At 70.5% G+C, this 25,962-nt stretch carries 27 protein-coding genes; 11 read left to right on the top strand and 16 right to left on the bottom strand.

Annotation, left to right across the window (positions count from 1 at the left end; genetic code table 11):
• Nucleotides 1-4: 4 nt before the first annotated feature.
• Nucleotides 5-259: a response regulator transcription factor gene (locus tag BLT23_RS38510; RefSeq protein WP_176947146.1), complete on the top strand. Its 255-nt coding sequence runs from the start codon at nt 5-7 to the stop codon at nt 257-259.
• On the opposite strand, the gene BLT23_RS38515 is transcribed toward BLT23_RS38510, so the two are convergent.
• The gene (locus tag BLT23_RS38515; RefSeq protein ID WP_090060126.1) at nt 188-1,528 is read right to left on the bottom strand and encodes an MFS transporter; all 1,341 of its coding nucleotides are present in this window, start codon (nt 1,526-1,528) and stop codon (nt 188-190) included. The genes BLT23_RS38510 and BLT23_RS38515 overlap by 72 nt on opposite strands.
• Before the next feature lie 237 nt (nt 1,529-1,765).
• Between BLT23_RS38515 and BLT23_RS38520 the strand changes: the two genes are divergently transcribed.
• The gene (locus BLT23_RS38520) at nt 1,766-2,338 is read left to right on the top strand and encodes a YqgE/AlgH family protein (RefSeq protein WP_090060128.1); all 573 of its coding nucleotides are present in this window, start codon (nt 1,766-1,768) and stop codon (nt 2,336-2,338) included.
• Between the two features lie 21 nt (nt 2,339-2,359).
• Here the strand turns inward: BLT23_RS38520 and BLT23_RS38525 are convergent, their stop codons facing one another.
• Nucleotides 2,360-2,764: an SdpI family protein gene (locus BLT23_RS38525; RefSeq protein ID WP_245744581.1), complete on the bottom strand. Its 405-nt coding sequence runs from the start codon at nt 2,762-2,764 to the stop codon at nt 2,360-2,362.
• A gap of 249 nt (nt 2,765-3,013) precedes the next feature.
• Here BLT23_RS38525 and leuS point away from each other — a divergent pair, with 249 nt between their 5' ends.
• Nucleotides 3,014-5,806: a leucine--tRNA ligase gene (gene leuS / locus BLT23_RS38530; RefSeq protein ID WP_090060134.1), complete on the top strand. Its 2,793-nt coding sequence runs from the start codon at nt 3,014-3,016 to the stop codon at nt 5,804-5,806.
• A gap of 52 nt (nt 5,807-5,858) precedes the next feature.
• Here the strand turns inward: leuS and BLT23_RS38535 are convergent, their stop codons facing one another.
• A complete protein-coding gene (locus BLT23_RS38535; protein ID WP_090060136.1) occupies nt 5,859-6,581 on the bottom strand; it encodes a TetR/AcrR family transcriptional regulator in 723 nt (240 codons plus the stop codon).
• A gap of 113 nt (nt 6,582-6,694) precedes the next feature.
• Between BLT23_RS38535 and BLT23_RS38540 the strand changes: the two genes are divergently transcribed.
• A complete protein-coding gene (locus BLT23_RS38540) occupies nt 6,695-8,821 on the top strand; it encodes an MMPL family transporter (protein ID WP_090060139.1) in 2,127 nt (708 codons plus the stop codon).
• Here BLT23_RS38540 and BLT23_RS38545 read toward each other — a convergent pair.
• Nucleotides 8,749-9,834, bottom strand: a complete 1,086-nt coding sequence (locus tag BLT23_RS38545; protein ID WP_090060143.1) for a YVTN family beta-propeller repeat protein — start codon at nt 9,832-9,834, stop codon at nt 8,749-8,751. The genes BLT23_RS38540 and BLT23_RS38545 overlap by 73 nt on opposite strands.
• 83 nt (nt 9,835-9,917) lie before the next feature.
• Entirely contained in the window at nt 9,918-11,810 is a 1,893-nt protein-coding gene (locus tag BLT23_RS38550; protein ID WP_090060145.1) for a DUF2339 domain-containing protein, read from the bottom strand.
• A gap of 113 nt (nt 11,811-11,923) precedes the next feature.
• Between BLT23_RS38550 and BLT23_RS38555 the strand changes: the two genes are divergently transcribed.
• The 6 genes from BLT23_RS38555 to ptsP all read left to right on the top strand — a co-directional run bounded on the left by BLT23_RS38555 (nt 11,924) and on the right by ptsP (nt 18,764).
• Nucleotides 11,924-12,889: a LacI family DNA-binding transcriptional regulator gene (locus BLT23_RS38555; RefSeq protein WP_245744582.1), complete on the top strand. Its 966-nt coding sequence runs from the start codon at nt 11,924-11,926 to the stop codon at nt 12,887-12,889.
• Nucleotides 12,886-14,295 carry a sugar ABC transporter ATP-binding protein gene (locus BLT23_RS38560; RefSeq protein WP_176947147.1) on the top strand — a complete coding sequence of 470 codons (1,410 nt, stop codon included), beginning with the start codon at nt 12,886-12,888 and terminating at the stop codon, nt 14,293-14,295. Before BLT23_RS38555 ends, BLT23_RS38560 begins: the two co-directional genes overlap by 4 nt.
• Nucleotides 14,292-15,212 carry an ABC transporter permease gene (locus BLT23_RS41210; protein WP_176947148.1) on the top strand — a complete coding sequence of 307 codons (921 nt, stop codon included), beginning with the start codon at nt 14,292-14,294 and terminating at the stop codon, nt 15,210-15,212. Before BLT23_RS38560 ends, BLT23_RS41210 begins: the two co-directional genes overlap by 4 nt.
• 31 nt (nt 15,213-15,243) lie before the next feature.
• Nucleotides 15,244-16,161: a substrate-binding domain-containing protein gene (locus BLT23_RS41215; protein WP_176947149.1), complete on the top strand. Its 918-nt coding sequence runs from the start codon at nt 15,244-15,246 to the stop codon at nt 16,159-16,161.
• Nucleotides 16,158-17,021, top strand: a complete 864-nt coding sequence (locus BLT23_RS38570; protein WP_090060148.1) for a ribokinase — start codon at nt 16,158-16,160, stop codon at nt 17,019-17,021. Before BLT23_RS41215 ends, BLT23_RS38570 begins: the two co-directional genes overlap by 4 nt.
• 111 nt (nt 17,022-17,132) lie before the next feature.
• The gene (ptsP, locus tag BLT23_RS38575) at nt 17,133-18,764 is read left to right on the top strand and encodes a phosphoenolpyruvate--protein phosphotransferase (RefSeq protein ID WP_090060151.1); all 1,632 of its coding nucleotides are present in this window, start codon (nt 17,133-17,135) and stop codon (nt 18,762-18,764) included.
• Here ptsP and BLT23_RS38580 read toward each other — a convergent pair.
• The gene (locus tag BLT23_RS38580; protein WP_425434453.1) at nt 18,761-19,180 is read right to left on the bottom strand and encodes a RidA family protein; all 420 of its coding nucleotides are present in this window, start codon (nt 19,178-19,180) and stop codon (nt 18,761-18,763) included. The genes ptsP and BLT23_RS38580 overlap by 4 nt on opposite strands.
• A 49-nt stretch (nt 19,181-19,229) precedes the next feature.
• On the opposite strand from BLT23_RS38580, the gene BLT23_RS38585 reads away from it, so the two are divergent.
• Nucleotides 19,230-19,679 (top strand): MarR family winged helix-turn-helix transcriptional regulator, encoded by a 450-nt coding sequence (locus tag BLT23_RS38585; protein WP_245744583.1) that lies wholly within the window; start codon nt 19,230-19,232, stop codon nt 19,677-19,679.
• A 19-nt stretch (nt 19,680-19,698) separates the two neighbouring features.
• Here BLT23_RS38585 and BLT23_RS38590 read toward each other — a convergent pair whose 3' ends face one another.
• The 10 genes from BLT23_RS38590 to tdh all read right to left on the bottom strand — a co-directional run.
• Complete coding sequence (locus BLT23_RS38590; RefSeq protein ID WP_090060156.1) at nt 19,699-20,544, bottom strand: LysR family transcriptional regulator; 846 nt, start codon at nt 20,542-20,544, stop codon at nt 19,699-19,701.
• Entirely contained in the window at nt 20,541-21,575 is a 1,035-nt protein-coding gene (locus BLT23_RS38595; RefSeq protein WP_143036200.1) for a hypothetical protein, read from the bottom strand. The genes BLT23_RS38590 and BLT23_RS38595 overlap by 4 nt, the downstream gene beginning before the upstream one ends.
• Nucleotides 21,560-22,033, bottom strand: a complete 474-nt coding sequence (locus tag BLT23_RS38600) for an RNA polymerase sigma factor (RefSeq protein WP_218134014.1) — start codon at nt 22,031-22,033, stop codon at nt 21,560-21,562. The genes BLT23_RS38595 and BLT23_RS38600 overlap by 16 nt, the downstream gene beginning before the upstream one ends.
• Before the next feature lie 48 nt (nt 22,034-22,081).
• A complete protein-coding gene (locus tag BLT23_RS38605) occupies nt 22,082-22,273 on the bottom strand; it encodes a DUF397 domain-containing protein (protein WP_245744584.1) in 192 nt (63 codons plus the stop codon).
• Nucleotides 22,260-22,427, bottom strand: coding sequence for a DUF397 domain-containing protein (locus tag BLT23_RS38610; protein WP_090060165.1), 168 nt, complete (start codon nt 22,425-22,427; stop codon nt 22,260-22,262). The genes BLT23_RS38605 and BLT23_RS38610 overlap by 14 nt, the downstream gene beginning before the upstream one ends.
• Nucleotides 22,428-22,441: 14 nt before the next feature.
• Nucleotides 22,442-22,621 (bottom strand): DUF397 domain-containing protein, encoded by a 180-nt coding sequence (locus BLT23_RS38615; RefSeq protein WP_090060167.1) that lies wholly within the window; start codon nt 22,619-22,621, stop codon nt 22,442-22,444.
• 32 nt (nt 22,622-22,653) lie between these two features.
• Nucleotides 22,654-22,821 (bottom strand): DUF397 domain-containing protein, encoded by a 168-nt coding sequence (locus BLT23_RS38620; protein WP_090060170.1) that lies wholly within the window; start codon nt 22,819-22,821, stop codon nt 22,654-22,656.
• A gap of 13 nt (nt 22,822-22,834) precedes the next feature.
• Entirely contained in the window at nt 22,835-23,665 is an 831-nt protein-coding gene (locus tag BLT23_RS38625) for a helix-turn-helix domain-containing protein (RefSeq protein WP_090060172.1), read from the bottom strand.
• Nucleotides 23,666-23,765: 100 nt separating this feature from the next.
• Nucleotides 23,766-24,944: a glycine C-acetyltransferase gene (locus BLT23_RS38630; RefSeq protein WP_090060174.1), complete on the bottom strand. Its 1,179-nt coding sequence runs from the start codon at nt 24,942-24,944 to the stop codon at nt 23,766-23,768.
• The coding region (tdh, locus tag BLT23_RS38635; protein WP_090060177.1) for an L-threonine 3-dehydrogenase at nt 24,944-25,962 on the bottom strand (1,019 nt) is incomplete at its 5' end. The genes tdh and BLT23_RS38630, both read right to left, overlap by 1 nt.

The raw sequence follows: 25,962 nt of genomic DNA on the forward strand, positions 1-25,962 counted from the left end.
GCAGATGTTCAGCTGGGGACTTTCCGCCGGTCCTGTCGTGCAGGGCCTGGACGTGCTCACGGACGGGCAGCGGGCCGTGCTCAGGTGCCTGGCCCGCGGTCACGAGGACCACGAGATCGCGCGCGTGCTCGGCCTCGGTCTGCAGGAGGTGGCCGACGAGGTCACCGACATCCTGCGCAGGCTGGAGCTACCCGACCGGGTGGCCGCGGTCGTCTTCGCCCACGAGGCCGGGATGCTGCACCTGCCGTTTCCGCGCTGACGCGACCAGGTAGGCGGCGAGACCGGCTAGGTAGAGACCCGCGGCGGTGAGCAGGAGACCGGGCGAGCGCCCGTCCAGGGGGACCATCGTCGCGGTGATGGACACCGCGGTGACCTGCGTGACGTTGAAGAGCGTGTCGTAGAGCGAGAACACCCGCCCGCGCACCTCGTCGCCGACGTCGTGCTGCACCGCGGTGTCCACGCACAGCTTGATGACCTGACCGGCGAAGATGACGAAGAACCCGGCGGCGAGCACGGTCGGCAGCGTCATCGGCAGCCCGAGCCCGACCTGCGCGGCGGCGGTGAGCAGCAGGGCGCCGCAGATCGTGCGCTTCGTGCCGAACCTGTCGACGAGGCGGTCGGTGAGCACGCCCGCGAGAAGGATGCCCGCGCCGCCCGCGACGGCGATCTCGCCGAGCCCGGCGATGCCCGCCTTGAGGAAGCCGAAGTCCTCCAGGCTGTAGCGCATCAGCAGCAACGTGATCATCAGGCTGACGGCGAACCCGGCCCGGTGCGCGAGCAGCGCCGCGAGCCCGGCCGTGACGCTCGGCGTCCTGGCGGTGGCCTTGGCGCCGTCGAGCAGGCCGCGGGCGACGGCCTTCACCGCGTTGTCCGGCTCGTCGACCGCGTCCGGGCCGAGGACGCCCGCCTTGAACCGGCCGGCGATGAACGCGCCCAGGAACAGGCCGAGCACGGCGAAGCTGGTGGTCCAGCCCGACCCGCCGTCCCCGGCGCCGAGCAGCGCGCGGAGCCCGATCGCGCAGCCGGCACCGACCACGGCCGTGATCGCCCCTGCCGTCGTGGCCAGCGCGTTCGCCTCGACCAGGTGGTCCTCCGGCACGACGTGCGGCAGCGACGCGGACAGCCCGGACCCGACGAACCGGCCGATGCCCATGACGACGAGCGCGAACACGTACAGCGGCAGCCCGCTCAGCCCCGCTCCGACGGCGGCCGCGGTGCCCAGCACGAACACGCCGCGCAGGAGGTTGGCGACGACGATGACCTTCTTGCGGTCCCACCGGTCGAGCAACGCGCCCGCGAACGGGCCGACCAGCGAGTACGGCAGCAGGAGGACGGCGAACCCCGCCGCGATGGCCGCCGGGGCGGCGTGACGTTCCGGGTTGAAGAGGACGGCGCCGGCGAGCCCCGCCTGGAAGAGCCCGTCGCCCCACTGCGAGGCGAGCCGGGTCGCGAGGAGCCTGCGGTACTCGGGGATGCCGAGGAACCGGCGCGATCCCCAGTGGTGGGTCTGCGCCGCGAGCGTCGTCACCGTTGCACCATAGGCGCGGCTTCGTGAAAACCACGAAAGCCGGACCTCGCGGTCCGGCTCCCGTGGATCGGATGCCAGGTCGCCTCACGGCGCGTTGCGCTTCGCGGCTCCAGCCGGACGGTATTCCGCGAAGGCGGTTGTCTGTTGAGCCCGGGGGACACAAAGACATCCGACAGTTAAGTCTAACGGGGCGCGGCCCTGAGTTGTTCCGGCGATCACGAGTGATTTCATGGTGACGTGCGTCCCGATGCCGAAGTCGAGCCAGGCTCCCTGTTGGTTGCCGCTCCGAGCCTGAACGACCCGAACTTCACGCGCACCGTCGTGTACGTCATCGACCAACGTCCGGAGGGGACGCTCGGCGTCGTGCTGAACCGCCCCTCCGAGGTGGCGGTGCACGACGTGCTGCCGCCGTGGGGCCCGCACGTCAGCAAGCCGCAGTGCGTCCACATCGGCGGCCCGGTCGAGCAGAAGACGGCGCTGTGCCTCGCCGCGCTGAAGGCGGGCACCGACCCGTCCGTCGTGGAGGGTCTGGTCGGCGTGCAGGGCCCGGTGGCGCTGATCGACCTCGACGCGGAGCCGGAGGACCTGGTGCCGCTGGTGCGAGGGCTGCGGGTGTTCGCGGGCTACAGCGGCTGGGGCGAGGGCCAGCTCGCGGGTGAGATCGAGCGCGGTGACTGGATCGTCGTCACCGGTCTCGCCGACGACGTGCTGGCGGAGGCGAACGTCGACCTGTGGGGCCGGGTGCTGCGCAGGCAGGGGATGCCGCTGGCGCTGCTGTCGACCTACCCGACCGACGTCCGCAACAACTGATTCACGTGAAACGTCGGGCGCTCAGAGCCCGGCGAGCGGGGAGCAGCCACCGCCGCCGCAGGCGCAGCCGCCGCAGCCCTTGGGCTTGACGGGCTCCGGCAGCGCCTCGGCCGCGCGGCTGCCGACGATCCCGCCGGCGAACGCGATGGCCAGCGCGCCGACGAGCCCGATGATCCCGGCGGTCACGGCCAGGTCGGCCATGACGAACGCCATCGCGCCCGACACGACCGCCACGGCACCGGCGGCGATGTTCGGCACCCCGGCGACCCGGTTGGCCAGCACGAACGTCTCCTCGTCGCGCAGCGCCGCCGCGGTGCGCACCCCGAAGAACCGGTTACGCCGCAGCTTGCCCTGCAGACCCAGCAGACCGACCGCGCCGAGAGCGACGCCGAGCAGACCCAGGACGACCGACAGCACGATGTTCACCCCATGAGGGTAGGACGCAACGGCGGTGCCGGTCGCGGGAGCCCCGGTCTGGTGTGCCGCAGGCCACCGCCCGGTTAGTCGCGCTTGCGCTGCGCTGATACCGTTGACGTCATGAGCACGGCCCGCCTGCTCCTTATCTAGCCGCGACGACCTGATCGCAAGACGGTCGGCGCGGCCACCCTCCATGCCCGTCTGGGCTGGGGGGTTTCGTCATGTCAGGGGCAGGTTCGATGTGAGAGGGACGTTGAGATGAGCACGGACGCGGCGGAGATCCCCGCCTACCGCTACACCGCCGAACTGGCGAACCAGATCGAGGAGCGGTGGCAGCGGTACTGGGAGGAGCACGGCACCTACCACGCCCCCAACCCAGTCGGGGCGCTCCAGGGTGACGTGCCCGCGGACAAGCTGTTCGTGCAGGACATGTTCCCGTACCCGAGCGGCGCAGGTCTGCACGTCGGCCACCCGCTGGGCTTCATCGGCACGGACGTCTTCGCGCGGTACCACCGCATGAACGGCCGCAACGTGCTGCACACGATGGGCTTCGACGCGTTCGGCCTGCCCGCCGAGCAGTACGCGGTGCAGACCGGCCAGCACCCGCGCAAGACCACCGAGGACAACATCAACACCTACCTGCGGCAGATCCGCAGGCTGGGCCTGGGCCACGACGAGCGCCGCCGCATCTCGACGATCGACCCCGAGTACTACCGGTGGACGCAGTGGATCTTCCTGAAGATCTTCAACTCCTGGTACGACACCGACGCGGGCAAGGCCCGCCCCATCGCCGAGCTGATCTCCCAGTTCGAGTCCGGCGAGCGGGACGTGCCGGACGGTCGCAAGTGGTCTGAGCTGTCTTTTGCCGACCAGCAAAGGATCTTGGGCGATTTCCGGCTGGCCTACCTGTCGGAGGCGCCCGTCAACTGGTGTCCGGGACTGGGTACTGTGCTGGCGAACGAAGAGGTCACCGCGGACGGTCGCAGTGAACGTGGCAACTTCCCCGTGTTCAGGAAAAACCTGCGCCAGTGGATGATGCGCATCACCGCGTACTCGGACCGGCTGATCGACGACTTGGACCGGCTGGACTGGCCGGACAAGGTCAAGGCCATGCAGCGCAACTGGATCGGGCGCTCGCACGGCGCCCGTGTCCGATTTGCGGTGGGAGACGAAAACATTGAGGTCTTCACGACCCGTCCGGACACGCTGTTCGGCGCGACCTACATGGTCTTGGCACCGGAACACGAGCTGGTGGACAAGATTGCGTCGCCCGATCGCGTGGCAGACATCGCCGCGTACCGGCGCGCGGCGTCCCTGAAGTCCGAGCTGGACCGTCAGGAGAACAAGGAGAAGACCGGCGTCTTCATCGGCGCTCACGCCACGAACCCGGTGAACGGCGAGGAGATCCCGGTCTACATCGCCGACTACGTGCTGATGGGCTACGGCACGGGCGCGATCATGGCCGTGCCCGGCCAGGACCAGCGCGACTGGGACTTCGCGACGAAGTTCGACCTGCCGATCCGCCGCACCGTCCAGCCCTCGGAGGGCTTCGACGGCGAGGCGTACACCGGCGACGGGCCAGCCATCAACAGTCGCCAGGAAAATGGGCTCAGCCTGGACGGGATGTCCATCGCGGACGCCAAGAAGACGATCATCGGCTGGCTGGAGGAGCACGGCCACGGCCACGGCACCGTCCAGTTCAAGCTGCGCGACTGGCTGTTCAGCCGCCAGCGCTACTGGGGCGAGCCGTTCCCGATCGTCTACGACGAGAACGGCACGCCGATCGCGCTGCCCGAGTCGATGCTGCCGATCGAGCTGCCCGACGTCGACGACTACTCGCCGCGCACCTTCGCCCCGGAGGACGCGGACACCGAGCCGTCGCCGCCGCTGTCGCGCGCCGAGGAGTGGACGACCGTCGAGCTGGACCTGGGCGACGGGCTGAAGACCTACCGCCGCGACACGAACACCATGCCGAACTGGGCGGGGTCGTGCTGGTACCAGCTGCGCTACGTCGACCCGGTCGAGAGCGAGCGGTTCGTCAACCCGGAGAACGAGAAGTACTGGCTGGGCCCGCGCACCGCCGAGCACGGCTCGACCGACCCCGGCGGCGTCGACCTGTACATCGGCGGCGTCGAGCACGCGGTGCTGCACCTGCTGTACTCGCGCTTCTGGCAGAAGGTCCTGTTCGACCTGGGCGAGGTCAGCAGCGACGAGCCGTACCGCCGCCTGTTCAACCAGGGCTACATCCAGGCGTACGCCTACGTCGACCCGCGCGGTGTGTACGTGCCGGCCGACGAGGTCGTCGAGGAGGACGGCCGGTACTTCCACAACGGCGAGGAAGTGCGCCGTGAGTACGGCAAGATGGGCAAGAGCCTGAAGAACGTCGTCACGCCGGACCAGATGTGCGAGACGTACGGCGCCGACACCTTCCGGTTCTACGAGATGTCGATGGGCCCGATGGACGTGTCGCGTCCGTGGGCGACCAAGGACGTCGTCGGCGCGCAGCGGTTCCTGCAGCGCCTGTGGCGCAACCTGGTCGACGAGACCGACGGTTCGCTGCGCGTCACGGACGAGGAGCCGTCCGCCGAGGCGCTGCGGCTGCTGCACAAGACGATCGCGGGCGTCCACGACGACTACGCGAACCTGCGCTACAACACGGCGGGCGCGAAGCTGATCGAGCTGAACAACTACGTCACCAAGCACTACTCCGCCGGCACGCCCCGCGCGCTGGCCGAGCCGATGGTGCTGATGCTGGCTCCGCAGGCCCCGCACGTGGCCGAGGAGCTGTGGGCGAAGCTGGGCGGGACCGACTCGCTGGCGCACGGCCCGTTCCCGGTCGCCGACGAGCAGTACCTGGTCGAGGACACCGTCGAGTACCCGATCCAGGTCAACGGCAAGGTCCGCGCGCGGGTCGTCGTGGCGGCGTCCGCGTCGCAGGACGAGATCAAGGCGGCGGCGCTGGCCGAGGAGAAGATCGCCGAGCTGGTCGCCGGTGGCGAGCCGCGCAAGGTGATCGTCGTTCCCGGTCGCCTGGTGAACGTCGTCCTGTAGTTCGTGTCGTGAGGAGGCGGCGTGGCCCACGGGCCGCGCCGCCTTCGCGCGTTCAGCGGACGTGCGTGTCGTCGTCCAAGCCGATGTCCATGAGCATCTGGTCCAGCATGTTGTCGAACATCGGCTCCGGGTTGCTCACCACGAACGGGAACCGCCCGAACACCTCCAGCGCCACGTGCCCGTAGAGCCGCACCCACGACTGGATCACGTGGTAGACCTTGGCCAGCGGCAGCATGTCCGCGCACGCCGTGACGCCGTGCTCCGCGACCGCGCGGACCAGCGTCTGCTGGAACCGGACGAGGTCGTCGTGCAGCACCTCGGGCACCTCTTCGTCGCGGTGCTCCCCCGACGGGCCCGCCGCGATCGCGGGGCCCGCGAGCCGCAGGAACACCGAGCCGAACTGGTCGGCGCCGAGCGGGTCCCTGGGTGAGGCGAAGACCAGCGCGAACTCCTGCGGGTGCCCGAGAGCCCAGCGGCGGAAGGCGTGGCACACCGCTCTGACCTTGCACCCCGGCTCGCCGGACGTCTCCGCGGCGAGGTCGGCGTGCAGGCTCGCCGCCATGTCGTCGCAGATGTCGTCGCACAGCTGGCGCAGCAGGGCGTCGTGCGAGTCGTAGTAGCGGTACAGCGCCGGCGCGGTGATGCCGAGTTTGCGGGCGATGGCACGCAGGGTAACCGCGTCGCGTCCGCTTTCCACCAAAAGGGCGCGGGCCGCCTGCCGAATCTCGCGCTCGGTCTCGGCGCGGAGTCGTTCTCGGCGAGTGGCCTCGGTCATATGTCACTCCATCGGGTTGTAGACCCTGTCCACGGCCCCGTACCGTTTCAGTGAACGGTGTTTACGCAGTTCACGGGATGTGCGCAGAACGGTAACTCAGGAGGCCGTCGCCGATGTTCGCGAAGTGGGGCTCGATCGCATATCACCGCCGGTGGGTGGTGCTGATCGCGACAGTGGTCCTCGCCGTTCTCGGTGGTGTCTGGGGCCTGGGCGTCTTCGACAAGCTCAGCCAGGGCGGCTACGAGGCCCCCTCCAGCGAGGCCGCGCGGGCCGACAAGGTGGCCGAGGAGGCGTTCGGCCGGCAGAACGGCGACGTCATCGTCATCTACCGCGGCGACTTCACCAACCCGCTGGAGCTCAAGAAGGTCGCGGACCACGTCGCGGGCCTGCCGAAGGACGCCGTGCTCAAGACCGTCGGGCCGGTGCCGTCCGACGACCAGCAGCAGGCGCTCGTCGCCATCACGCTCTCCAGCGGTGACTCGAACGAGCAGATCAAGCAGTTCCAGAGCGTCCAGGAACGGCTGCCGATCGACGGCTTCACCCAGCAGGTCGGCGGGCTCGTGCCCACCCAGAAGGCCATCAACGACATGTCGCAGGACGACCTGACGCGCGCGGAGATGTTCTCGCTGCCGCTGGTCCTGCTCCTGCTCGTGATCATCTTCGGCGGTCTGGTCGCGGCCAGCCTGCCGGTCGTCGTCGGTGGCCTCGCGATCATGGGCGCGCTCGGCGTGCTGCACGCCGTCGCCATCTTCACCGAGGTCAACTCGTTCGCCGTCAACGTCGCGTCGCTGCTCGGCCTCGGCATGGCGATCGACTACGGACTGTTCATGGTCGGCCGGTTCCGCGAGGAGCTCGCGCAGGGCCGCACCACCGAACAGGCCGTCGGCCGCACCGTCGCCTCGGCCGGTCGCACCGTCGTGTTCAGCGCGACGCTGCTGGTCATCGCCCTCGCCTGCCTGATGCTCTTCCCGCACGGCTTCCTCAAGTCCCTCGCCTACGGCGGTGTCGCCTCGGTCGCCATCGCGGCGCTGGTGTCGATCACGCTGCTGCCCGCGCTGCTGGGCGTGCTCGGCAAGCGCGTCGACAAGCTCGCCATGCCGTGGCGGAAGAAGGAGCCGAGCGAACGCGGCTGGCGCAAGCTCAGCGGTGCCGTCATGAAGCGGCCCGTGCTGATCGCGCTGCCGATCGTCGGTGTGCTCGTCGCGCTCGGCTCGCCGTTCCTCGGCGTCCAGTTCGGCCAGGTCACCGAGAAGGTGCTGCCGGAGGGCAACGCCGTGCGCGTGGCCACCGAGAACATCAACGAGAACTTCTCCGCGCTGTCCAGCACCGGCTTCCGGATCGTCGTCAAGGGCGGCGACGAGGCGGCCGTCCAGGAGTTCTTCGCCAAGGTCGCCGACGTGCCCGGTGTCGGCGAGGTCCAGCCGACCGGTGCGGGCAACGGCGTGATCTCCGCGTCCGCCGGGCTCGAGCAGGACGCGCTGAGCGACGAGTCGAAGCAGGCGCTGAAGGACGTCCGCGCGCTCACCCCGCCCGCCGGGGCCGAGGTGCTGGTCGGCGGCAACACCGCGACGGTCAGCGACTCGCTCGACGCCATCGCCGACGGCCTGCCGTTGATGATCGTGCTGCTCGTCGGCGCCACGCTCGTGCTGATGTTCCTCGCGTTCGGCTCGGTCGTGCTGCCGATCAAGGCCGTGCTGATGAGCGTGCTGTCGCTGTCGGCGACGTTCGGTGTGCTCGTGTGGGTCTTCCAGGAGGGCCACGGCGCGGACTGGCTCGGCGTCACGCCGGGGCCGCTGGAGTCCGGCATCGTCGTGCTGATGGCGGCGATCGTGTTCGGCCTGTCGACCGACTACGAGGTCTTCCTGCTGTCCCGCATGGTCGAGGCCCGCGGCCAGGGCGCGACGACCGAGGAGGCGGTGACCACCGGTCTCGCCAAGACCGGCCGGGTCATCACCTCGGCCGCGCTGCTGCTGATCGTCGTCACCGGCGCGTTCGCGTTCTCGCAGGTCGCGATGATGCGGTTCGTCGGCGTCGGCATGATCCTCGCGCTCGCGCTCGACGCCACCGTGGTCCGGATGCTGCTCGTGCCCGCCGTGCTCAAGCTGCTCGGCAACGCCTCGTGGTGGTCACCCGGCCCGCTCAAGCGGATCCAGGAACGCCTCGCGCTTCACGACGAGCCCGCGGACGACCTCGACGACCCGTTCGACGACGAGGTCCGCAAGCCCGTCGCGGTCGGCTGAGACGAGGGGAAGGCGATCATGGCCGCGTCGAACGGGCGCGGCCTCGCCTCCCCCAGCTCCGCCGCCCCCATCCGGAAGGTGGCGAGCACCGTGTTGGAGCTGTCCAGCACCGTCGTCGTGGACCCGGTCGCGAGGAAGACCCGCGAGTCGCCCGGTGCGATGGCGACGCCCGGCGAGTGGATGGGCAGCCGTTCGCGCACCGTCATCGTGGCCGCGTCGACCACCAGGACCTCGCGTTCCTTCGGCAGCGCCAGGTAGACCGTGGCACCGTCCGGCGTGACCGCGACGCTGCCCGCTCCCCTGCCGACCTCCACCGAGCCGGCGACCTGGTTCGTCGTCGTGTCGATCACCGACAGCGCCCCCGGCGTGCCGTCGCCGAGGCGCTGGCCGCTCACGTACAGGCGCTTGCCGTCCGGGGAGAGCGCCAGGAACCGCGGCATCCCCCCGACCCGCACCGTCGAGACCTGGAACGCGGACGCCGTGTCGACCAGGCTGACCGTGCCGTCCTGGGCGTTCGCGACGTAGAGGACCTTGCCGTCCGGGTGGACGGCGAGCCCCTGCGGCTGCCCGCCCGCCTTGATCACGGCGACCACCCGGAGCGGGTCCGGCTCCACCACCGCGACCCCGCCGTCGCTCGACACGTAGAGCCGCTGCCCGTCCGGCCGCATCGCCGCCTGCGCGAGCTGGATCTGGGTGAAGACGCGGTCGAGGACCGCGCCGCTGAGCGGGTCGACCGCGGTGATCGCGCCGGTCCAGCCGTTGACCACGTAGAGCCGGTGGCCGTCCGGGGACACGGCGACCCCCGTCGCACGGGCCCCGGTGTCGGCCTTCACCAGCACGGCGCCGCTGCTGGTGTCCACGACCTGCACGAGACCGGTCCTGCCCACCACGTACGCGAACGGCGCCACCGCCGCGGACGAGGTGGTCGTGTACTCGTGACGCTGTTGAGCACCCATCGCCGCGAAGGCCGCGGAGACCGCCAGAACCGCGGCCACGAGGCGTGGCTTTGCCATGCGGCGATGGGATCACCTCCGGGTGCCGTCGATCCACTTCGGTCACCCGGTCGAGCGAGATCTTCGCCTTCTCGTTGGAGGGATCAGGGCGTCTTGGTGGCGGTGGCCACGAGCTTCGCGTACCGGGTGCCCGCGGTGAGCAGCACCAGACCGGCACCGAGGAACGCCAGCACGCGGGCGACGCCGTCGAGCGCGGACAGGTCGAACAGCACCAGCTTCAGCACCGCGGCGCCGACGAGGACCAGGCCGCTGATCCGCAGCGCCTTGTTGCCGATGCCCTTGACCAGCAGGAACAACGCGGCGATCGTCCACGACACGGTCACCACCGTGTGGCCGAACAGGAAGCCGGTCTCGTCCGGCGACACGAGCAGCGCGGCGCTCAGCACCGCACCCGCGGCGCCGTAGAGCGCCACCAGGCCCGAGACGACCCACGGGAACGGGTGCTTCGCCGGCTCGCTCAGGACCCGCAGCTTCAGCGCGGCCCACGGCGCGACGACCGCGAAGATGCCCAGCACCACGGCGGTCACGAGACCGGCCGCGTAGTCGCCGGGCGAGGCGCCGGTGGCGTAGCGCGGCTCTTCGAGCAGCCAGCGGATCGGCACGGCGGTGCTGATCGCCATCAGGAACCCGACCAGGCCGAACGCGAGGGAGCCCGCCAGCGCGCTCTTCTTGCCGAGCCGTGCCGCGAGGACCGCGAGCAGGATCGCCTCGGCCAGCACGATCGCCGTGCGGGCGTTGCCGTCGAGCGCGATGACCGTGGTCTGCAGCAGCGCGAGCATGCCGGTCGCACCGGCCGCCGTCGTGAAGCCGCGCGGCAGGTCGGGGATCATCCAGATCGCGAGCAGCACGGCGGCCACGCCACCGGCGAGGATCGACGCCGACGTGCGGTCCATCAGCGTGGTCGCGAACAGCGCGGGCAGTGCCGAGCCCGCGACCAGCGCGACGGTCACGGCGTCCTCCGGCCGCTTCCGGACGGTCAGCAGGGCCACGATGATGCCGACGGCGGTGGTCGTCGCGGCGATCACGCCGACGCTGGCCTCGAAGTCGCGCGGGATGGTGTTCAGGGTCGCGGTCAGCGAACCGAGGATCGCGGGCAGGCTGCCCGCGATCGCGAGGCCCGGCCAGTTGCGGTGGAGGTGCACCGGCGTGCTGGCCGCCATCAGAACCAGCAGGAACGCGGCGAGCAGGACGTTGAAGCCCTGGGTCACGGCGGGGGCGCAGACGGCGCAGGCGGTCACGACGGTGACGGCGAGCGCCTGCGAGTTCCAGCGCATCGCGAGCACGACACCGGCCGCGGCGACGGCCAGGCCGAGGCCGAGCCCGACGCCCTCGGGGAAGTACTCGTAGAGGCTGGTGGCGGCGATGACGTCCAGGTACAGACCGGCGAAACCGGTGAAGACCAGGGCGAACGCGCCCACCCGGTTCGCCGGGTTGCGGTGCAGCCAGGCGCCGATGCCGATGAGGGCGCCGCTGAACACGGCACCGCCGAGGACGCGCGGCAGCGGGCCGAGCCAGCCGCGCTGGACGGCGAGGACCAGCAGCAGCACGACGCCGAGCACGGTGATCGCGCCACCGACCCAGGCCAGCAGCTTCGCGCCGGCGCCGTCCTTGCCGAGCTTCTCGAACAGCGTCTCGCGCGGCTGCGGCGCGGGCCACGGCTGCTGCTGCGGGAACTGCGCGGGCTGCTGCGGGAACTGCCGCTGCACCCACAGGTTGGGCGGCTGCCCGGCCGGCTGGGCGGGCGGCGGCACCGGCTGGGGCGCGGCCTGAGCGGGAGGTGGTGCCTGGACCGGCACCGACACCGGTGCCGCGGGAGCGGGCGGGGGCGTGACGACCTCGGCGACGGCGGTGGCCGCGGCCGCCACCGAACCCGAGTGCTCCCGCATCTCCGTGCTGATCGTCGTCAGCCGCTGCCCGATGGCCGCGAGCTCCAGCGCGAGGCGCTGCTCGTATCCGAGGCGGTCCTGTCCGTCCATGTGACCAGGGTGAGGCAGAGCACGTCCGGAGAACATCCGTACACCTACTCATCCACGGGTCCCGGCTTGACTACATAGATGTGTAATCGATTAACTAGCGCACCGTGACGACCATGAAGGACGTCGCGCAGCACGCGGGCGTCTCCACGGCCACCGTGTCGCGCGTGCTCAACGGCCACGCGGCGCCGACGCCGGAGACCCGTCAGCGGGTGCTCGCCGCGATCGAGGAGCTCGGGTACCGGCCCAACGCGCTGGCGAGGTCCCTGCGGACCACCAGCACCCAGACCCTCGGACTGGTCATCAGCGACCTGCTGAACCCCTTCTTCGCCGAGATCGCGCGAGCGGTCGAGGACGAGGCCCGGTCGCACGGCTACTGCGTCGTGATCGGGAACGCCGACGAGAACGCCGAGCAGGAGGCCACCTACGTGCGCACCCTGCTCGACCGCCGGGTGGACGGCCTCCTGCTGTGTCCCGCGAACGACGACCCCGCACTGGTCCGCGAGGTGAGCGCGGGCGGAGTTCCGCTCGTCCTGCTCGACCGGACGGTCAGGGAAGCGACCTGCCCCGTCGTCCGCGCGGACGGCAGCGAGGCGTTGACCTCGCTCGCCCGGCGGCTCGTCGGCGCCGGCCACACCCGCATCGGGGTGATAGCCGGACCGCAGAACACCTCCACCGGCAGGGAGCGGACCGCCGTGCTCACGGGCGCGCTCGGCGGGCTGGCCCAGGTCGTGCACGGCGACTTCCGGCAGGAGAGCGGCAGCCAGGCCGCGGCCAGGCTGATCGACGACGGCGCCACCGCGCTCGTCGCGATGGACAACCTGATGGGCCTCGGCGCGCTCGGCGAGATCCGGGCCCGCGGCCTGCGGGTCCCCCACGACGTGGCGCTCGCCGTGTTCGACGACCAGCCGTGGTTCTCGCTGCTCGACCCGCCGATCACGGTGGTCGCGCAGCCGACCGTGGAGATGGGCAGGGCCGCCGCGCGCAGCCTGCTCGCCCTGATCGACGGCCGTCAGCCCGACGACGTCCGCCTCACCGCGAAGCTCGTGCTGCGCGGCTCCCTGGGGGAGGCCGAGCTGTGAACGCCCTGATCACCGCCCGCGGCATCACCAAGCACTTCGGCGCCACCAAGGCGTTGGACGGCGTGGACCTCGACGTCTTCGCGGGCGAGGTGCACGTCCTGCTCGGCGAGAACGGCGCGGGCAAGTCGACGCTGGTCAAGGTCCTGGCGGGCATCCACGACCCCGACGACGGCACGATCGAGCGGAACGCCCGGCTCGCCGTGATCCACCAGGAGCTGGCGCTCGTCCCCGAGCTCAGCGTCGCGGAGAACCTGTTCCTCAACCGCCTCCCGCGCCGGTTCGGCCTCGTCGACCGCGCCGCGATGCGCCGCCGCGCCCCCGAGCTGCTCGACCGCGTCGGCCTGCGCGTCCACCCGGACGCGAAGGTCCGCGACCTCGGCATCGCCCAGCAGCAGATGGTCGAGATCGCCCGCGCGCTCGACCAGGACGCGGGCGTGCTGATCCTCGACGAACCGACCGCCGTGCTCACCGGCACCGAGACCGACCGGCTGCTGGAGATCATGGCCCAGCTGCGGGACAACGGCGTCGGCCTCGTCTTCATCACCCACCACCTCGACGAGATCCAGCGCGTCGCCGACCGCATCACCGTCCTGCGCGACGGCCGCAGCGTCGGCGTCCTCGGACCCCGCGCCACCACCCGGCACATGATCGAGCTGATGGTCGGCCGCCCGATCGACGAGCAGTACCCGCGCGAACAGCAGGAGGCCGGTGAGCCGCTGCTGCGCATCTCGGGCCTCACCAGGAGCGGCGCCTTCGAGGACGTGACCATCGAGGTGCACGCGGGCGAGGTCGTCGGCGTCGCCGGACTGGTCGGCGCCGGCCGCACCGAGGTCGCGCGGGCGGCGTTCGGCGTGGACGACTACGACCGCGGCACCGTCGAGGTCGACGGGAAGCCGGTGCGCCGCCACGACGTCCAGGCCGCCATCCGGGCAGGTCTCGGCCTCGTGCCGGAGGACCGCAAGGGCCAGGGCCTCGTCCTGACCGGCACCGTCGGCCAGAACCTCGAACTGGCGACGCTCGCGAACCGCGACCCGCGACGGCTGCGAGAGATCGCCGACCGGCTCCGCGTCAAGGGCCACGTCGACCAGCCGGTCCGCGAGCTCTCCGGCGGCAACCAGCAGAAGGTCGTCATCGGCAAGTGGCTGCTGGCCGACCCGAAGGTGCTGATCCTCGACGAACCGACCAGGGGCGTCGACGTCGGCGCCAAGGTCGAGATCTACGAGCTCGTCAACCGCATGACCGCGCAGGGACGGGCCGTGCTGCTCGTCTCCAGCGACCTGCCGGAGGTGATCGGGATGAGCGACCGCGTCGTCGTCATGGCCCACGGTCGCGTGGCGGGAGAGCTGCCCAAGGGCGCGACCCAGGACCAGGTGATGGCACTCGCCGTGCAGGAGAGCACCGCATGACCACGATCGGCACCCGCAAGCACTCGGTGAAGAGATTCCTGGCGGAGAACGGTGCCCTGGCGGGGCTCCTGGTCCTCGCCCTGGTGCTCGCGATCTCGAACCCGGCGTTCCTCACCGCGCAGAACCTCGTCAACGTCGGCGTGCAGGCCGCGGCCATCGCGATCCTGGCGTTCGGCATGACGTTCGTCGTGGTGGCGGGCGGCATCGACCTGTCGGTGGGCAGCGTCGCCGCGCTGGCCGCGATGGTCGGCGCCCTCACCGCGGGCCCGGTCGGCCTGGTCGTCGGCGCGCTGTGCGGCCTCGTCAACGGCGCGCTGGTCAGCTACGGCAAGCTGCCGCCGTTCATCGCGACGCTGGCCATGCTGAGCGTCGCCCGCGGCCTCACCCTCGTCATCTCGGGAGGCCAGCCGCACGAGACCGACGAGCTGGTGACGTTCCTCGGCTCGAACCTCACGCCGATGCTCCCCTTGCCGCTGCTGCTGATGCTCGCGCTCTTCGGCGTCACCGGCCTGGTCCTCACGCGCACCAACCTCGGCCGCCGCATGTACGCGATCGGCGGCAACGAGGAGGCCGCGAAGCTCAGCGGCATCGACGTGCGCAGGCAGAAGCTGTGGATCTACGCCCTGTCCGGCCTGTTCGCCGCCGCCGCGGGCCTCGTGCTCGCCGGACGACTCTCCTCCGCCGGTCCGCAGGCCGCGGTCGGCTACGAGCTCGACGCCATCGCCGCCGTCGTCATCGGCGGCGCGTCCCTGTCCGGCGGCGTCGGCCGCGCCACCGGCACGCTGGTCGGCGCGCTCGTGCTCGCCGTCCTGCGCAACGGCCTGAACCTGCTGCAGGTCCACCCGTTCTGGCAGCAGGTCGTCATCGGCGCGGTGATCGCTCTCGCCGCGCTGCTCGACTCACTTCGCCGTCGCTGAGTACAACCCGCAACAGGTAAGGAAGACACCAATGAAGGTGACCCGACGGATCGCGCTCGTCCTCGGTGCCGCGGCATTGCTCGCGACCGGGTGCGGCGGCACCGGGGCGTCCGGAGGAAACGACCTGACCATCGGGCTCGCGGTGTCCACGGTGAACAACCCGTTCTTCGTGGAGCTGCAGCAGGGTGCGCAGGAGATGGCCGACCAGCTCGGCGCCAAGCTCACCGTCGTCGACGCGCAGAACGACTCGACGAACCAGGTCAACCAGGTGCAGACGCTGGTCACCCAGGGCGTGCGGGCGATCATCCTCAACCCGGTGGACTCCGAGCAGTCCGCGCCCGCGGCGAAGGCCGCCGAGATGGCGGGCATCCCGCTGATCGCGGTCGACCGCGCGGTCGAGGGCAAGGTCGCCGCCGAGGTCACGTCGAACAACGTGCAGGGCGGCAGCCTCGCGGCCATCGAGCTCGGCCGCGCCACGTCCGGCGAGGTCGCGCACCTCAAGGGCATCCAGGGCGCGTCGGCCTCCCGCGACCGCGGCCAGGGCTTCGAACAGGGCCTGAACAGCGGCAACATCAAGGTCACCGCCACCGCGGTCGCCGACTTCGACCGCGCCAAGGGCCTCAACGAGACGACGAACCTGCTGCAGGGCCACCCGGAGCTGAAGGGCGTCTTCGCCGAGAACGACGAGATGGCGCTCGGCGCGATCAAGGCGCTCGGCGCCCGTGCCGGCAAGGACGTCTTCGTCGTCGGCTTCGACGGCACGCCCGACGGCCTGAAGGCGATCCAGGACGGCACGCTCGCCGCGACCATCGCGCAGCAGCCGAAGCTGCTCGGCTCCAAGGCCGTCGAGCAGGCCGTGAAGGCCGCGAAGGGCGAGGCGGTTCAGCAGGTCGTGGACGTCGAGGTCAAGGTCGTCACGAAGCAGAACGTGGCAGAGTTCGTCAGGTGACGACGCCTCTGCTTGTACTCGGGTCCGCCAACGCCGACCTCGTCGTCGAGGTCGGCAGGCGGCCCGCCGGTGGTGAGACGGTCCTCGGCGGTGACACCGTCGTGCTGCCCGGCGGGAAGGGCGCGAACACCGCCGTCGCCGCGGCCAAGGTCGGCGCGTCGGTCGCGCTCGTCGGCGCGGTCGGCGACGACGGGTACGGCGCGCTGCTGCGCGAGTCGCTGGAGTCGTCCGGTGTCGGCACATCGCTGGTGAAGACGTCCGCGCGGCCGACCGGGATCGCCTACATCACCGTGACGCCCGACGGCGAGAACTCGATCGTCGTCTCCCCCGGCGCCAACGCCGACGTGTCGCCGTCCGATGTGGACGGACTGTCGTTCGCCGGTGTCCGGGTGCTGGCGTGCTCGCTGGAGGTGCCGCTGGAGACGGTGGTCCACGCGATCGACGTCGCCGCACAGGCCGGTGTCCGCACCGTGCTGAACCTGTCGCCGGTGGCCGAGCTGCCGCCGTCCACACTGGCCGGTCTGTCCGTGCTGGTCGTGAACGAGCACGAGGCCGCGCAGCTCGCCTCCGAGTGGAGCGGCCTGCTCGCGCTCGGGCCGGAGTCGGCGATCGTCACCCTCGGCTCGCGCGGTGCCGCCGTGGTGCGCGAGTCCGGGGTCGTCGAGGTGCCCGCGGTCGAGGTGGCCGAGGTCGTCGACACGACCGGCGCCGGTGACGCGTTCGCCGGTGCGTTGTCCGCGCGGCTGGCCGAGGGAGACGACCTGGTCGAAGCCGCCCGGTACGCGGCGAAGGTCGCCGCCCTGTCCGTCACGAAGGCGGGCGCCCAGCCGTCCTACCCGACCGCCGCGGAAGTCGGCTGACGACTTTCGTGTTACGCCGTCGTGACGAGCTTTGTCGCGAACGGCCCAACGGCAGTTCTTTGGTCACACTGAGCTGTCGTCGGTTCCCGGTTGAAGGGTATGGTCTAGACCATGTCGAGCGCGCGGCTGAGCGGTGTCGGTGTCAGCAGCGGCCGGGCAACCGGCCCCGTGGTGAGGGTCGCCGAAGCCCTGCCAGAGCCCCCCGCGGGCCCCAGGCCCGCGGACCCGTCCGCCGAGGCTGCCCGGATCAGGCCCGCCACCGAGGTCGTGGCGCAGCGCCTGATGGAGCGCGCGAAGACCGTCGAGGGCGACGCCAGGGCCGTCCTGGAGACCACAGCGACGATGGCGGGCGACCCGTCGCTCATCAAGTCGGCTGAAAAGCTCGTCTCCGCCGAGGGACTGCCCGCCGCCCGCGCCGTGCACCAGGCGGCGCAGAAGTTCATCGCCGCGTTGCAGGCCGCCGGTGGCTACATGGCCGAACGCGCGCGTGACGTTCAGGACGTCCGCGACCGCGTGGTGGCCGAGCTGCTCGGCCTGGCCGCACCCGGCGTCCCCGACCTCGCCTCCCCGTCCGTGCTGGTGGCACGCGACCTCGCCCCCGCCGACACGGCGGGCCTCGACCCGTCGAAGGTCCTCGCCCTGGTCACGGAGGAGGGCGGCCCCACCTCCCACACGGCGATCCTCGCCCGTTCGCTCGGAATCCCGGCCGTCGTCGCGTGCCGCGGCATCCTCGCGTTCGAGGGCACCGCCCTCGACGTGGACGGCGACACCGGCCAGGTCCGCGAGTCCGACGGCAAGGTCCGCGCGGCGGGCGGCGGCAAGAAGGCCGTGTGGAACGGCGTCGGTGTGCTGAAGGACGGCCACCGCGTGAAGGTCCTGGGCAACGTCGGCTCACCGGCCGACGCCGCGGCAGCTGCCGCGGCGGGCGCGGAGGGCGTAGGTCTCTTCCGCACCGAGTTCTGCTTCCTCGACGCAGCGGAGGAACCGACAGTTGCTGAGCAGACTGCTGCATACGAGGCCGTACTGGCGCCGTTTGCGGGCAAGCCGGTTGTGGTGCGCACCCTCGACGCGGGTGCGGACAAGCCGCTGGCGTTTCTGAGCCCCGACCCCGAGCCCAACCCGGCACTGGGCGTCCGCGGCCTGCGCGTCGCGTTCGACCGCCCCGAGGTCCTGGACCGCCAGCTCGAAGCCATCGCCGCGGCTGCCAAGTCGTCCGGCGCCGACGTCTCCGTCATGGCCCCGATGGTCGCGACCGCCGCCGAAGCCGCCTGGTTCGTCGAACGCGCCCGCGCCGCCGGCATCGCCCGCGCGGGCGTGATGGTCGAGATCCCGGCCGCCGCCCTCGCCGCCCGCGAGATCCTCCAGGTCGTCGACTTCGTCTCCATCGGCACCAACGACCTGGCCCAGTACGTCTTCGCCGCGGACCGCCAGCTCGGCGGCGTCGCCGCGCTGAACGACCCGTGGCAGCCCGCGCTGCTGCGGCTGATCGCCCTGGTCGGCGAGGCCGCCACCACCACCGGCAAGCCCGTCGGCGTCTGCGGCGAGGCGGCGGCCGACCCGCTGCTGGCCTGCGTGCTCATCGGCCTCGGCGTCACCTCGCTGTCGATGAACCACACGGCCCTGGCCGGTGTCGGCGCCCGCCTGGCGACGTCCAGCATGGACATCTGCCAGCTCGCGGCCCGCGGCGCCCTCGCGGCGGCCGACCCGGCGTCGGCCAAGCTCGCCGCCCGCGCCCCGCACTAGCCCACCGCGGTCACGCGGATCTCGACGCGCATCTTCGGGTGACCGAGGGCGGTGACCCCGCTCTCGGTCCAGATGGGCGCACGGTCACCCATGCGCTCGCGGAACTGCTCGACCATCACCCGGTTGTGGTCGTCGAACGAGTCGTCGCCGAGCACGTGGTACGAGTTGACGTGCACGACGTCCGCCCAGCTCGTCCCGGCCTCCCGCAACGTCCGCTCGACGTTGTCGAAGGCCCGCACGATCTCGGCCTCCAACGACTCGGGGAACTCGAAGTCGTCGTCCCAGCCGCCCTGCCCGGACGTCTCGACCCGGTCGCCGATCCGCACGGCCTGGCTGTAGTGCAGGTTCTTCAGCTGCGTCTCGCCGTAGCCCGGCGTCACGAAGAACTGGCTCATCATCGCCTCCAATGACTTCACGCGTGAAGTCAACCTAGCACGACTTCACGCGTGAAGTACGATTCCGGCCGTGGAGTGGCTGAACGCGGAGGAGAAGGAAGCCTGGACCGGGCTGATCTCACTGGTCCTGCTGCTCCCCGGCAGGCTGGAGGCGCCGCTGCAGCAGGACGCGGGCCTGAGCCTCTTCGACTACCTCGTCCTGAGCCACGTCTCGGAGGCACCGGACCGCCGGATGCGCATGAGCGAGCTCGCCCACCTCGCGAACGGCTCGCTGTCCCGCCTGTCCAACGTCGTCAAACGCTTCGAACAACGCGGCTGGGTCGTCCGCTTCCCCGACCCCGACGACGGCCGGTACACCATCGCCTCGCTCACCGACGAGGGCTTCGAGGTGGTCAAGGCCGCTGCCCCGACTCACCTCCGCACCGTCCGGCAGTTCGTCCTCGACCCGCTCACGGCGACGGACCGGCAAGCCCTGACCCGCATCGCCGCGAAGCTGAAGGTGACGATCCCACCGGCGTAGCCGTGTGACCAACGCGCGGCTAACGCGCCACCCGCAGCTCGTCCAGCACGGCCCTGATCAGCGGATGCTCCTCCGACCCGCGCCGCACCGCCGCCACCACCCGCCGCAACGGCGCGACCCCCGACACCGGCACGCCGCGCACGGCGTTGCGCGGCGCCAGCGCCACCCCCGCACCCGCCGCGACCAGCGCCTCGATCGCCCGGAAGTCGTCGGACGTGTGCCTGATCCGCGGCGTGAACCCCGCCTGCGCACACGCCATCTCCACCACGTCCCGCAACGGGTTGCCGGGCAGCGTCACCACCCAGTCCTCGTCGGCCAGCGCCGCCAGGTCCACCGGCCCGGTCAGCCGGTGCCCCGGCGGCAGCACCACGTCGAACGGCTCCGTGTAGAGCGGGAACCTGGTCAGCCGCTCGGTGGTGCGGTGTTCCTCGGTGATCGCCACGTCGATCTCGCCGTCCAGCAACAACCGCACACTCTCGTGCCCCTCCGCGTCACGGACGGACAGCTCGACCGACCGCCGCCGCAACGCCGCCAGCGCGGGCGCCACCACCTGCGTGATCGCCGACGCGAACGCCGCCACCCCCACCCGCCCGGCCGTGCCGGAGGCGAGCGCGTCCAAAGTGGCCTGCGCGCGTTCCAGCTCCGCCGCGACGGCGTGCGCGTGCGCCACCAGCAACGACCCGGCGGGCGTCAGCGACACCCGCCGTCCCTTGCGCAGCAGCAACGGATGCCCGGCCTCGGACTCCAGCGCCGCCAGCTGCTGCGACACCGCCGACGGCGTGAGGTGCAGTGCCCCGGCCGCCGCCGTCACGGTGCCGTGGTCGGCGAGTGCCCGCAGCACGCGGAGCCGTCGTGGATCGATCACCGCTCAATGATGGGGGAGTCCATCGGACCGTTCACGGGGACGTCCTTCGGCAGGATCGGCTCGAAACGTACCTCTTCCAGCAGCATGTACTGCTCCACCGAGATGGGATCGCCGGGACTGAAGCCGTACTGGGGTGTGGTCACGACCTCGCGCTTGTACACGGGCAGGCCGGTGCTCTTGTTGATGAGCAGCTGGACCTCCAGCCCGGTGAACTGGAAGCTCGGCGGCGCGGGGATCGCCACCCCGACGCCCCACCGGTCCTGCTCGAACTCCACCTCGCCCAACCGCCGCGCCCCGTCCAGGCTCGCGATCATCTCGAAAGCGGCGCTGCGCTGGTCAGGACGGATGTTGGAGACCATCATCTCCATCGCGAGCATCGCGATCCGGTACGTGTCGTTCCGGACGAACTTCCCCAGCGCGCTCTTCAGCTTCACCGGGTCGGCGGGCAACGAGTCCAGCGACTCGAACCGTACGTCGGCGTGGGCGGACATCTGGAACCCGGAAACCGCGGTCTTCTGCAACATGGGCTGCACCGGCCCGAATCGCACCGACCGGCTCCCGCCGACCTGCGGCGCCGTCGCCGGCTTGCCCGCCGCCGTCCACCCGTCGTAGCCGTCCCCCAGCACCGAGGGCCCGGCGTGCGCCTGCTGGACCACCGTGATCTGGGTGTCGGCACTGACCCACCGCTCGTTCGTCGACGTGAACAGCGCGGCATACGGCCTCGCCGGGTCACCGACGACCATCAGCGACCAGTTGGCGCTCATCAGGTGCCACCACCGCGGCTTGGCAGGCTGCACAGGCTGCGCGGGTTCGGGCCGCGCGGGTTCGGGCGGCGAAGGCAACAGGACGACGACAAGCACGATCACCGCGCCCATGACCAGCAACGGCGCGAGCTTCCGCAGGCCCCGCCACCGAGGCGCGCGTTCCCGCGGCAGCGCGAGGATCTGCGCGAGGTCGCGTTCCATCCGCTCGCGGTCAGCCTCCGGCACAGGCGGCTTCGCCCGGGCCAGGGCCTTCATGAGGTCTTCCATGACTCCCTCGCACGGTCGGTGGTGGGCGTCGAGAGAGCGGCCTGCAACCGCCGCCGGGCACGGTGCAACCGCACGGAGAACGTCGCCGTAGTGCACCCGAGCACCTGAGCGGCCTCAGCCGAGGTCAAGCCGTGCCACGCGATGAGCGTCAGCACCTCCTGGTCGGACTCCGCCAGGCTCGTCAACGCCGCCCCCAGCTCGATCACCGCGAGGTCATCGGCGGCAGGGACGTCCATCAGCTCGTAGTGCGTGGCCTGCCTGCGCGCCGCGCGCACCAGGTTGCGCGCGATCCCGAGCAACCACGGCAGAGCGTTCGACGGCATCTGGTCGAGCTTGCGCCAGGCGATCGTGAAGGTCTCGCTGGTGATGTCCTCCGCGAGCCGCGCCCCCGCATGACTTGCGGCATACGCGAGCACCCGCGGGTAGCACTCGCGGTAGACGGCCGGAAAGTCCTCCACGATCGCCCCCTCCCTCTTCACGAGGTAGTGCGCCGATCGCGCGGGTTCTTACTGTTGAGTGACGCGCGTCACATCACGAAGGAATGCCGACCACGCTTCGCCCGACACCGGCAGGTGGGTGGCGGGCGCCTTGCTGTCCCGGATGCCGACGCCACGTCCGACCTCGACGCAGTCGCTGGAGTCCTCGCTGTAGGAGCTCTTGCGCCAGTTCGCCATACGGAACGCCTTACCGCTGCGCATCGCGCGTCACATCGCGGAGGAACGCCGACCACGCCTCCGCCGACACCTGCAGATGGGTGGCCGGTGCCTTGCTGTCGCGGATGCCGACCCCGTGCCCTACCTCGACGCAGTCGCTGGAGTCTGCGCTGTAGGAACTCTTGCGCCAGTTCGCCATGCGGAACGCCCTCCTCAGGTCAGTCCTTGGTCCTTACCGCCTTGCGTCACGTCTCGAAGGAATGCCGACCACGCTTCGCCCGACACCGGCAGGTGGGTGACGGGCGCCTTGCTGTCCCGGATGCCGATGCCGTGTCCGACCTCGATGCAGTCGCTGGCGTCGGGGCTGTAGGAGCTCTTGCGCCAGGTTGACATGCGGAACGCCTCCTCAGGCCGGCCTCTGGTCCTTACCGCTGCGCGTCGCGCGTCAAGCCGCGGAGGAACGCCGACCACGCCTCCGGTGACACCGGCAGGTGGATGGCCGGAGCCTTGCTGTCCCGGATGCCGACGCCGTGTCCGACCTCGACGCAGTCGCTGGAGTTCGCGCTGTGGGAGCTCTTGCGCCAGTTCGACATGTGGAACGCCTCCTCAGGTCAGCAGGCTGGTGATCAGCCTCCTGGATTGTTCCGGATCCAAAGCCTGAGCGTCGAGCCGCTTCAGCACTGTGGAGTAGACGGTGAGCGACTTCTTGTTCTCGATGAAGAGACCTGAGGTCTCGCCTTCGAGGAAGACGACCGGTTCGTACTTCTCGTAGCCGAGCCGGAGGAACGAACCGGAGCTTCCGGCGTTCGGCCCCGCCGAGAACGGGACCACCCGCAGGGTTATGTACGAGCGTTGCGACATCGCCAGCAGGTGGAGGTACTGGTCGTTCATCATGTCCGGCGCTCCGGCCGGTACGCGCAACGCCGGTTCGTAGATGTAGAACACGAACGTGCGGCTCCAGTGGAAGAGCTTGCGGCGTTCGAGCTTCGCTTCGATGACCTTTTCGTAGTCGACCTCCTTGCTGTGGACAGCGCCTTCGACAACGGCACGCATGTAGTCCGCAGTCTGGAGATGTCCCGGAATGAGAATGGTCGACCAGACAGTGATCTCGTTGGCCAGGCGCTCTTGGGTGAGCAAAACCGGAATCTGATCGGGTGGCCCCTCTTCCGGAAACTCGAGGTAGCCGTTCTCGCGCGTCTCGTGGAACAGGGCGGTCAGGTACTTGATCTCAGCTGGTGTGGCGCGGCAGTAGCCGAGCAGCAGCATCACGTCGACCTCGGTCACGCCGCCCTTGCCGCGCACCAGGTCGGAGAGCTTGGACTCGTCCCAGTCGAGATCCTGAGCGATCTTGCGCTGAGTGAGCCCGGTCCGTGCGATGACGTTGCGGACGCCATCGCCGAACTCGCGGCCCACCACGCTGGACTTCCGCAGTGGCATGGCGGAGAAACTAGAATAAATACGAGTACCGGCTCCATCTCTCACTTCCAAATAGCCCTGAAGGAAGTACTTTTTGGAGCCGGTCCAAGCGACCCTACGGCTACATTTTCGCGCGTGCAGCGACAAATGCGTCAACGGCGCGATAGACGTCATCGGTCGTATGCGCTGCCGACATCTGCGTACGGATGCGTGCCTTGCCGTGGGGCACCACGGGGTACGAGAACCCGATGACGTAGATGCCCTGTTCCAGCAGCAGGTCGGCGAGACGGCCCGCCTTCGCCGCGTCACCGATCATCACCGGGATGATCGGGTGCTCGCCGGGCAGCAGGTCGAAGCCCTCCTCCGTCATGCGGCGGCGGAACAGCTCCGTGTTCTCCCGCAAGCGCGTGAGCAGCTCGGACGAGTTCGACAGCAGGTCCAGCGCGGCGATCGCGGCGGCGGTGATCGACGGTGCCAGCGAGTTGGAGAACAGGTACGGGCGGGAGCGCTGGCGCAGCAGTTCGATGATCTCCGCGCGGCCGGACGTGTAGCCGCCCGACGCGCCGCCGAGCGCCTTGCCGAGGGTGCCCGTGACGATGTCGACGCGGTCCTGCACGCCGAACAGCTCCGGAGTGCCGCGGCCGGTCGGTCCGGTGAAGCCGACGGCGTGCGAGTCGTCGACCATGACCAGCGCGTTGTAGCGCTCGGCCAGGTCGCAGATCTCGTCCAGCGGCGCCAGGTAGCCGTCCATCGAGAACACGCCGTCGGTCGCGATGAGGCGGTAGCGCGCGTCGGCCGCGTCCTTGAGCTGGCGCTCCAGGTCGTCCATGTCGCGGTTCTTGTAGCGGAACCGCCGAGCCTTGGACAGCCGCACGCCGTCGATGATCGACGCGTGGTTCAGCTCGTCGGAGATGATCGCGTCCTCCGCGCCGAGCAGCGTCTCGAACAGGCCGCCGTTCGCGTCGAAGCACGAGCTGTACAGGATCGTGTCGTCGGTGCCGAGGAACTCGCTGAGCTTGCGCTCCAGTTCCTTGTGCGGTTCCTGCGTTCCGCAGATGAACCGCACCGACGCCATGCCGAAGCCCCACTCGTCGAGCGCCTTCTTCGCGGCCTCGATGAGCGTCGGGTGGTCGGCGAGGCCGAGGTAGTTGTTGGCGCAGAAGTTCAGGACCTCGTCGCCGGAACCGACGCGGACGGCGGCGTTCTGCGGGGTGCCGATCACGCGCTCGGACTTGTAGAGCCCGGCCTCCCGGATCTCCCCGATCGTCTTGACCAGGTCGTTCTTCAGCTCGCCGTACATCAGGCTCCCGTCCAGTCGAGGATGACCTTGCCGCACTTGCCCTCGCGCGCGGTCGCGAACGCTTCCGCGTGCTGCGTGTGGTCGTACCGGTGCGTGATCACCGGTGCGAGGTCGAGGCCGCGCTGCAGCAGCACGGTCATCGAGTACCAGGTCTCGAACATCTCGCGGCCGTAGATGCCCTTGATGTGCAGCATCTTCAGCACGACGCTGCTCCAGTCGACGGCGAACTCGTCCGCGGGCAGGCCCAGCATCGCGATGCGGCCGCCGTGGGCCATGTTCGCGATCATGTCCCGCATCGCGACGGGCTTGCCGGACATCTCCATGCCGACGTCGAAGCCCTCCGCCATGCCCAGCTCGGCCTGCGCGTCCGCGATCGTCTTCTCGGCGACGTTCAGCGCGAGGTCGACGCCGACCTTGCGGGCCAGTTCGAGGCGGTGCTCGGAGATGTCGGTGATCACGACGTTGCGCGCGCCCGCGTGCTTCGCGACGGCGGCGGCCATGATGCCGATCGGACCGGCGCCGGTGATGATCACGTCCTCGCCGATGACCGGGAAGCTCAGCGCCGTGTGCACGGCGTTGCCGAACGGGTCGAAGATCGCGGCGACGTCCAGGTCGACCTCGGTGCGGTGCACCCACGCGTTCTGCTCGGGCAGCACCACGTACTGCGCGAACGCGCCGTCGGAGTGCACGCCGAGGCCGCGCGTGTTCGCGCACAGGTGGCGGCGGCCTGCCTTGCAGTTGCGGCACGTCCCGCACACCAGGTGGCCCTCGCCGCTGACCAGGTCGCCGACCTTCACGCCGCTCACGGACGCGCCGACCTCGACGACCTCGCCGACGAACTCGTGCCCGATCACGAGCGGCGCCTTGATGTTGGCGGCAGCCCAGTCGTCCCACGAGTCGATGTGCAGGTCGGTGCCGCAGATCCCCGTCCGCAGCACTCTGACCAGCACGTCCGTCGGTCCGGGGGTGGGGTCCGGGACGTCGGTCAGTTCCAGGCCAGGCCCGGCGGCGACCTTGA

It is taken from the genome of Lentzea fradiae (genome assembly GCF_900100955.1).
Taxonomy (GTDB): domain Bacteria; phylum Actinomycetota; class Actinomycetes; order Mycobacteriales; family Pseudonocardiaceae; genus Lentzea; species Lentzea fradiae.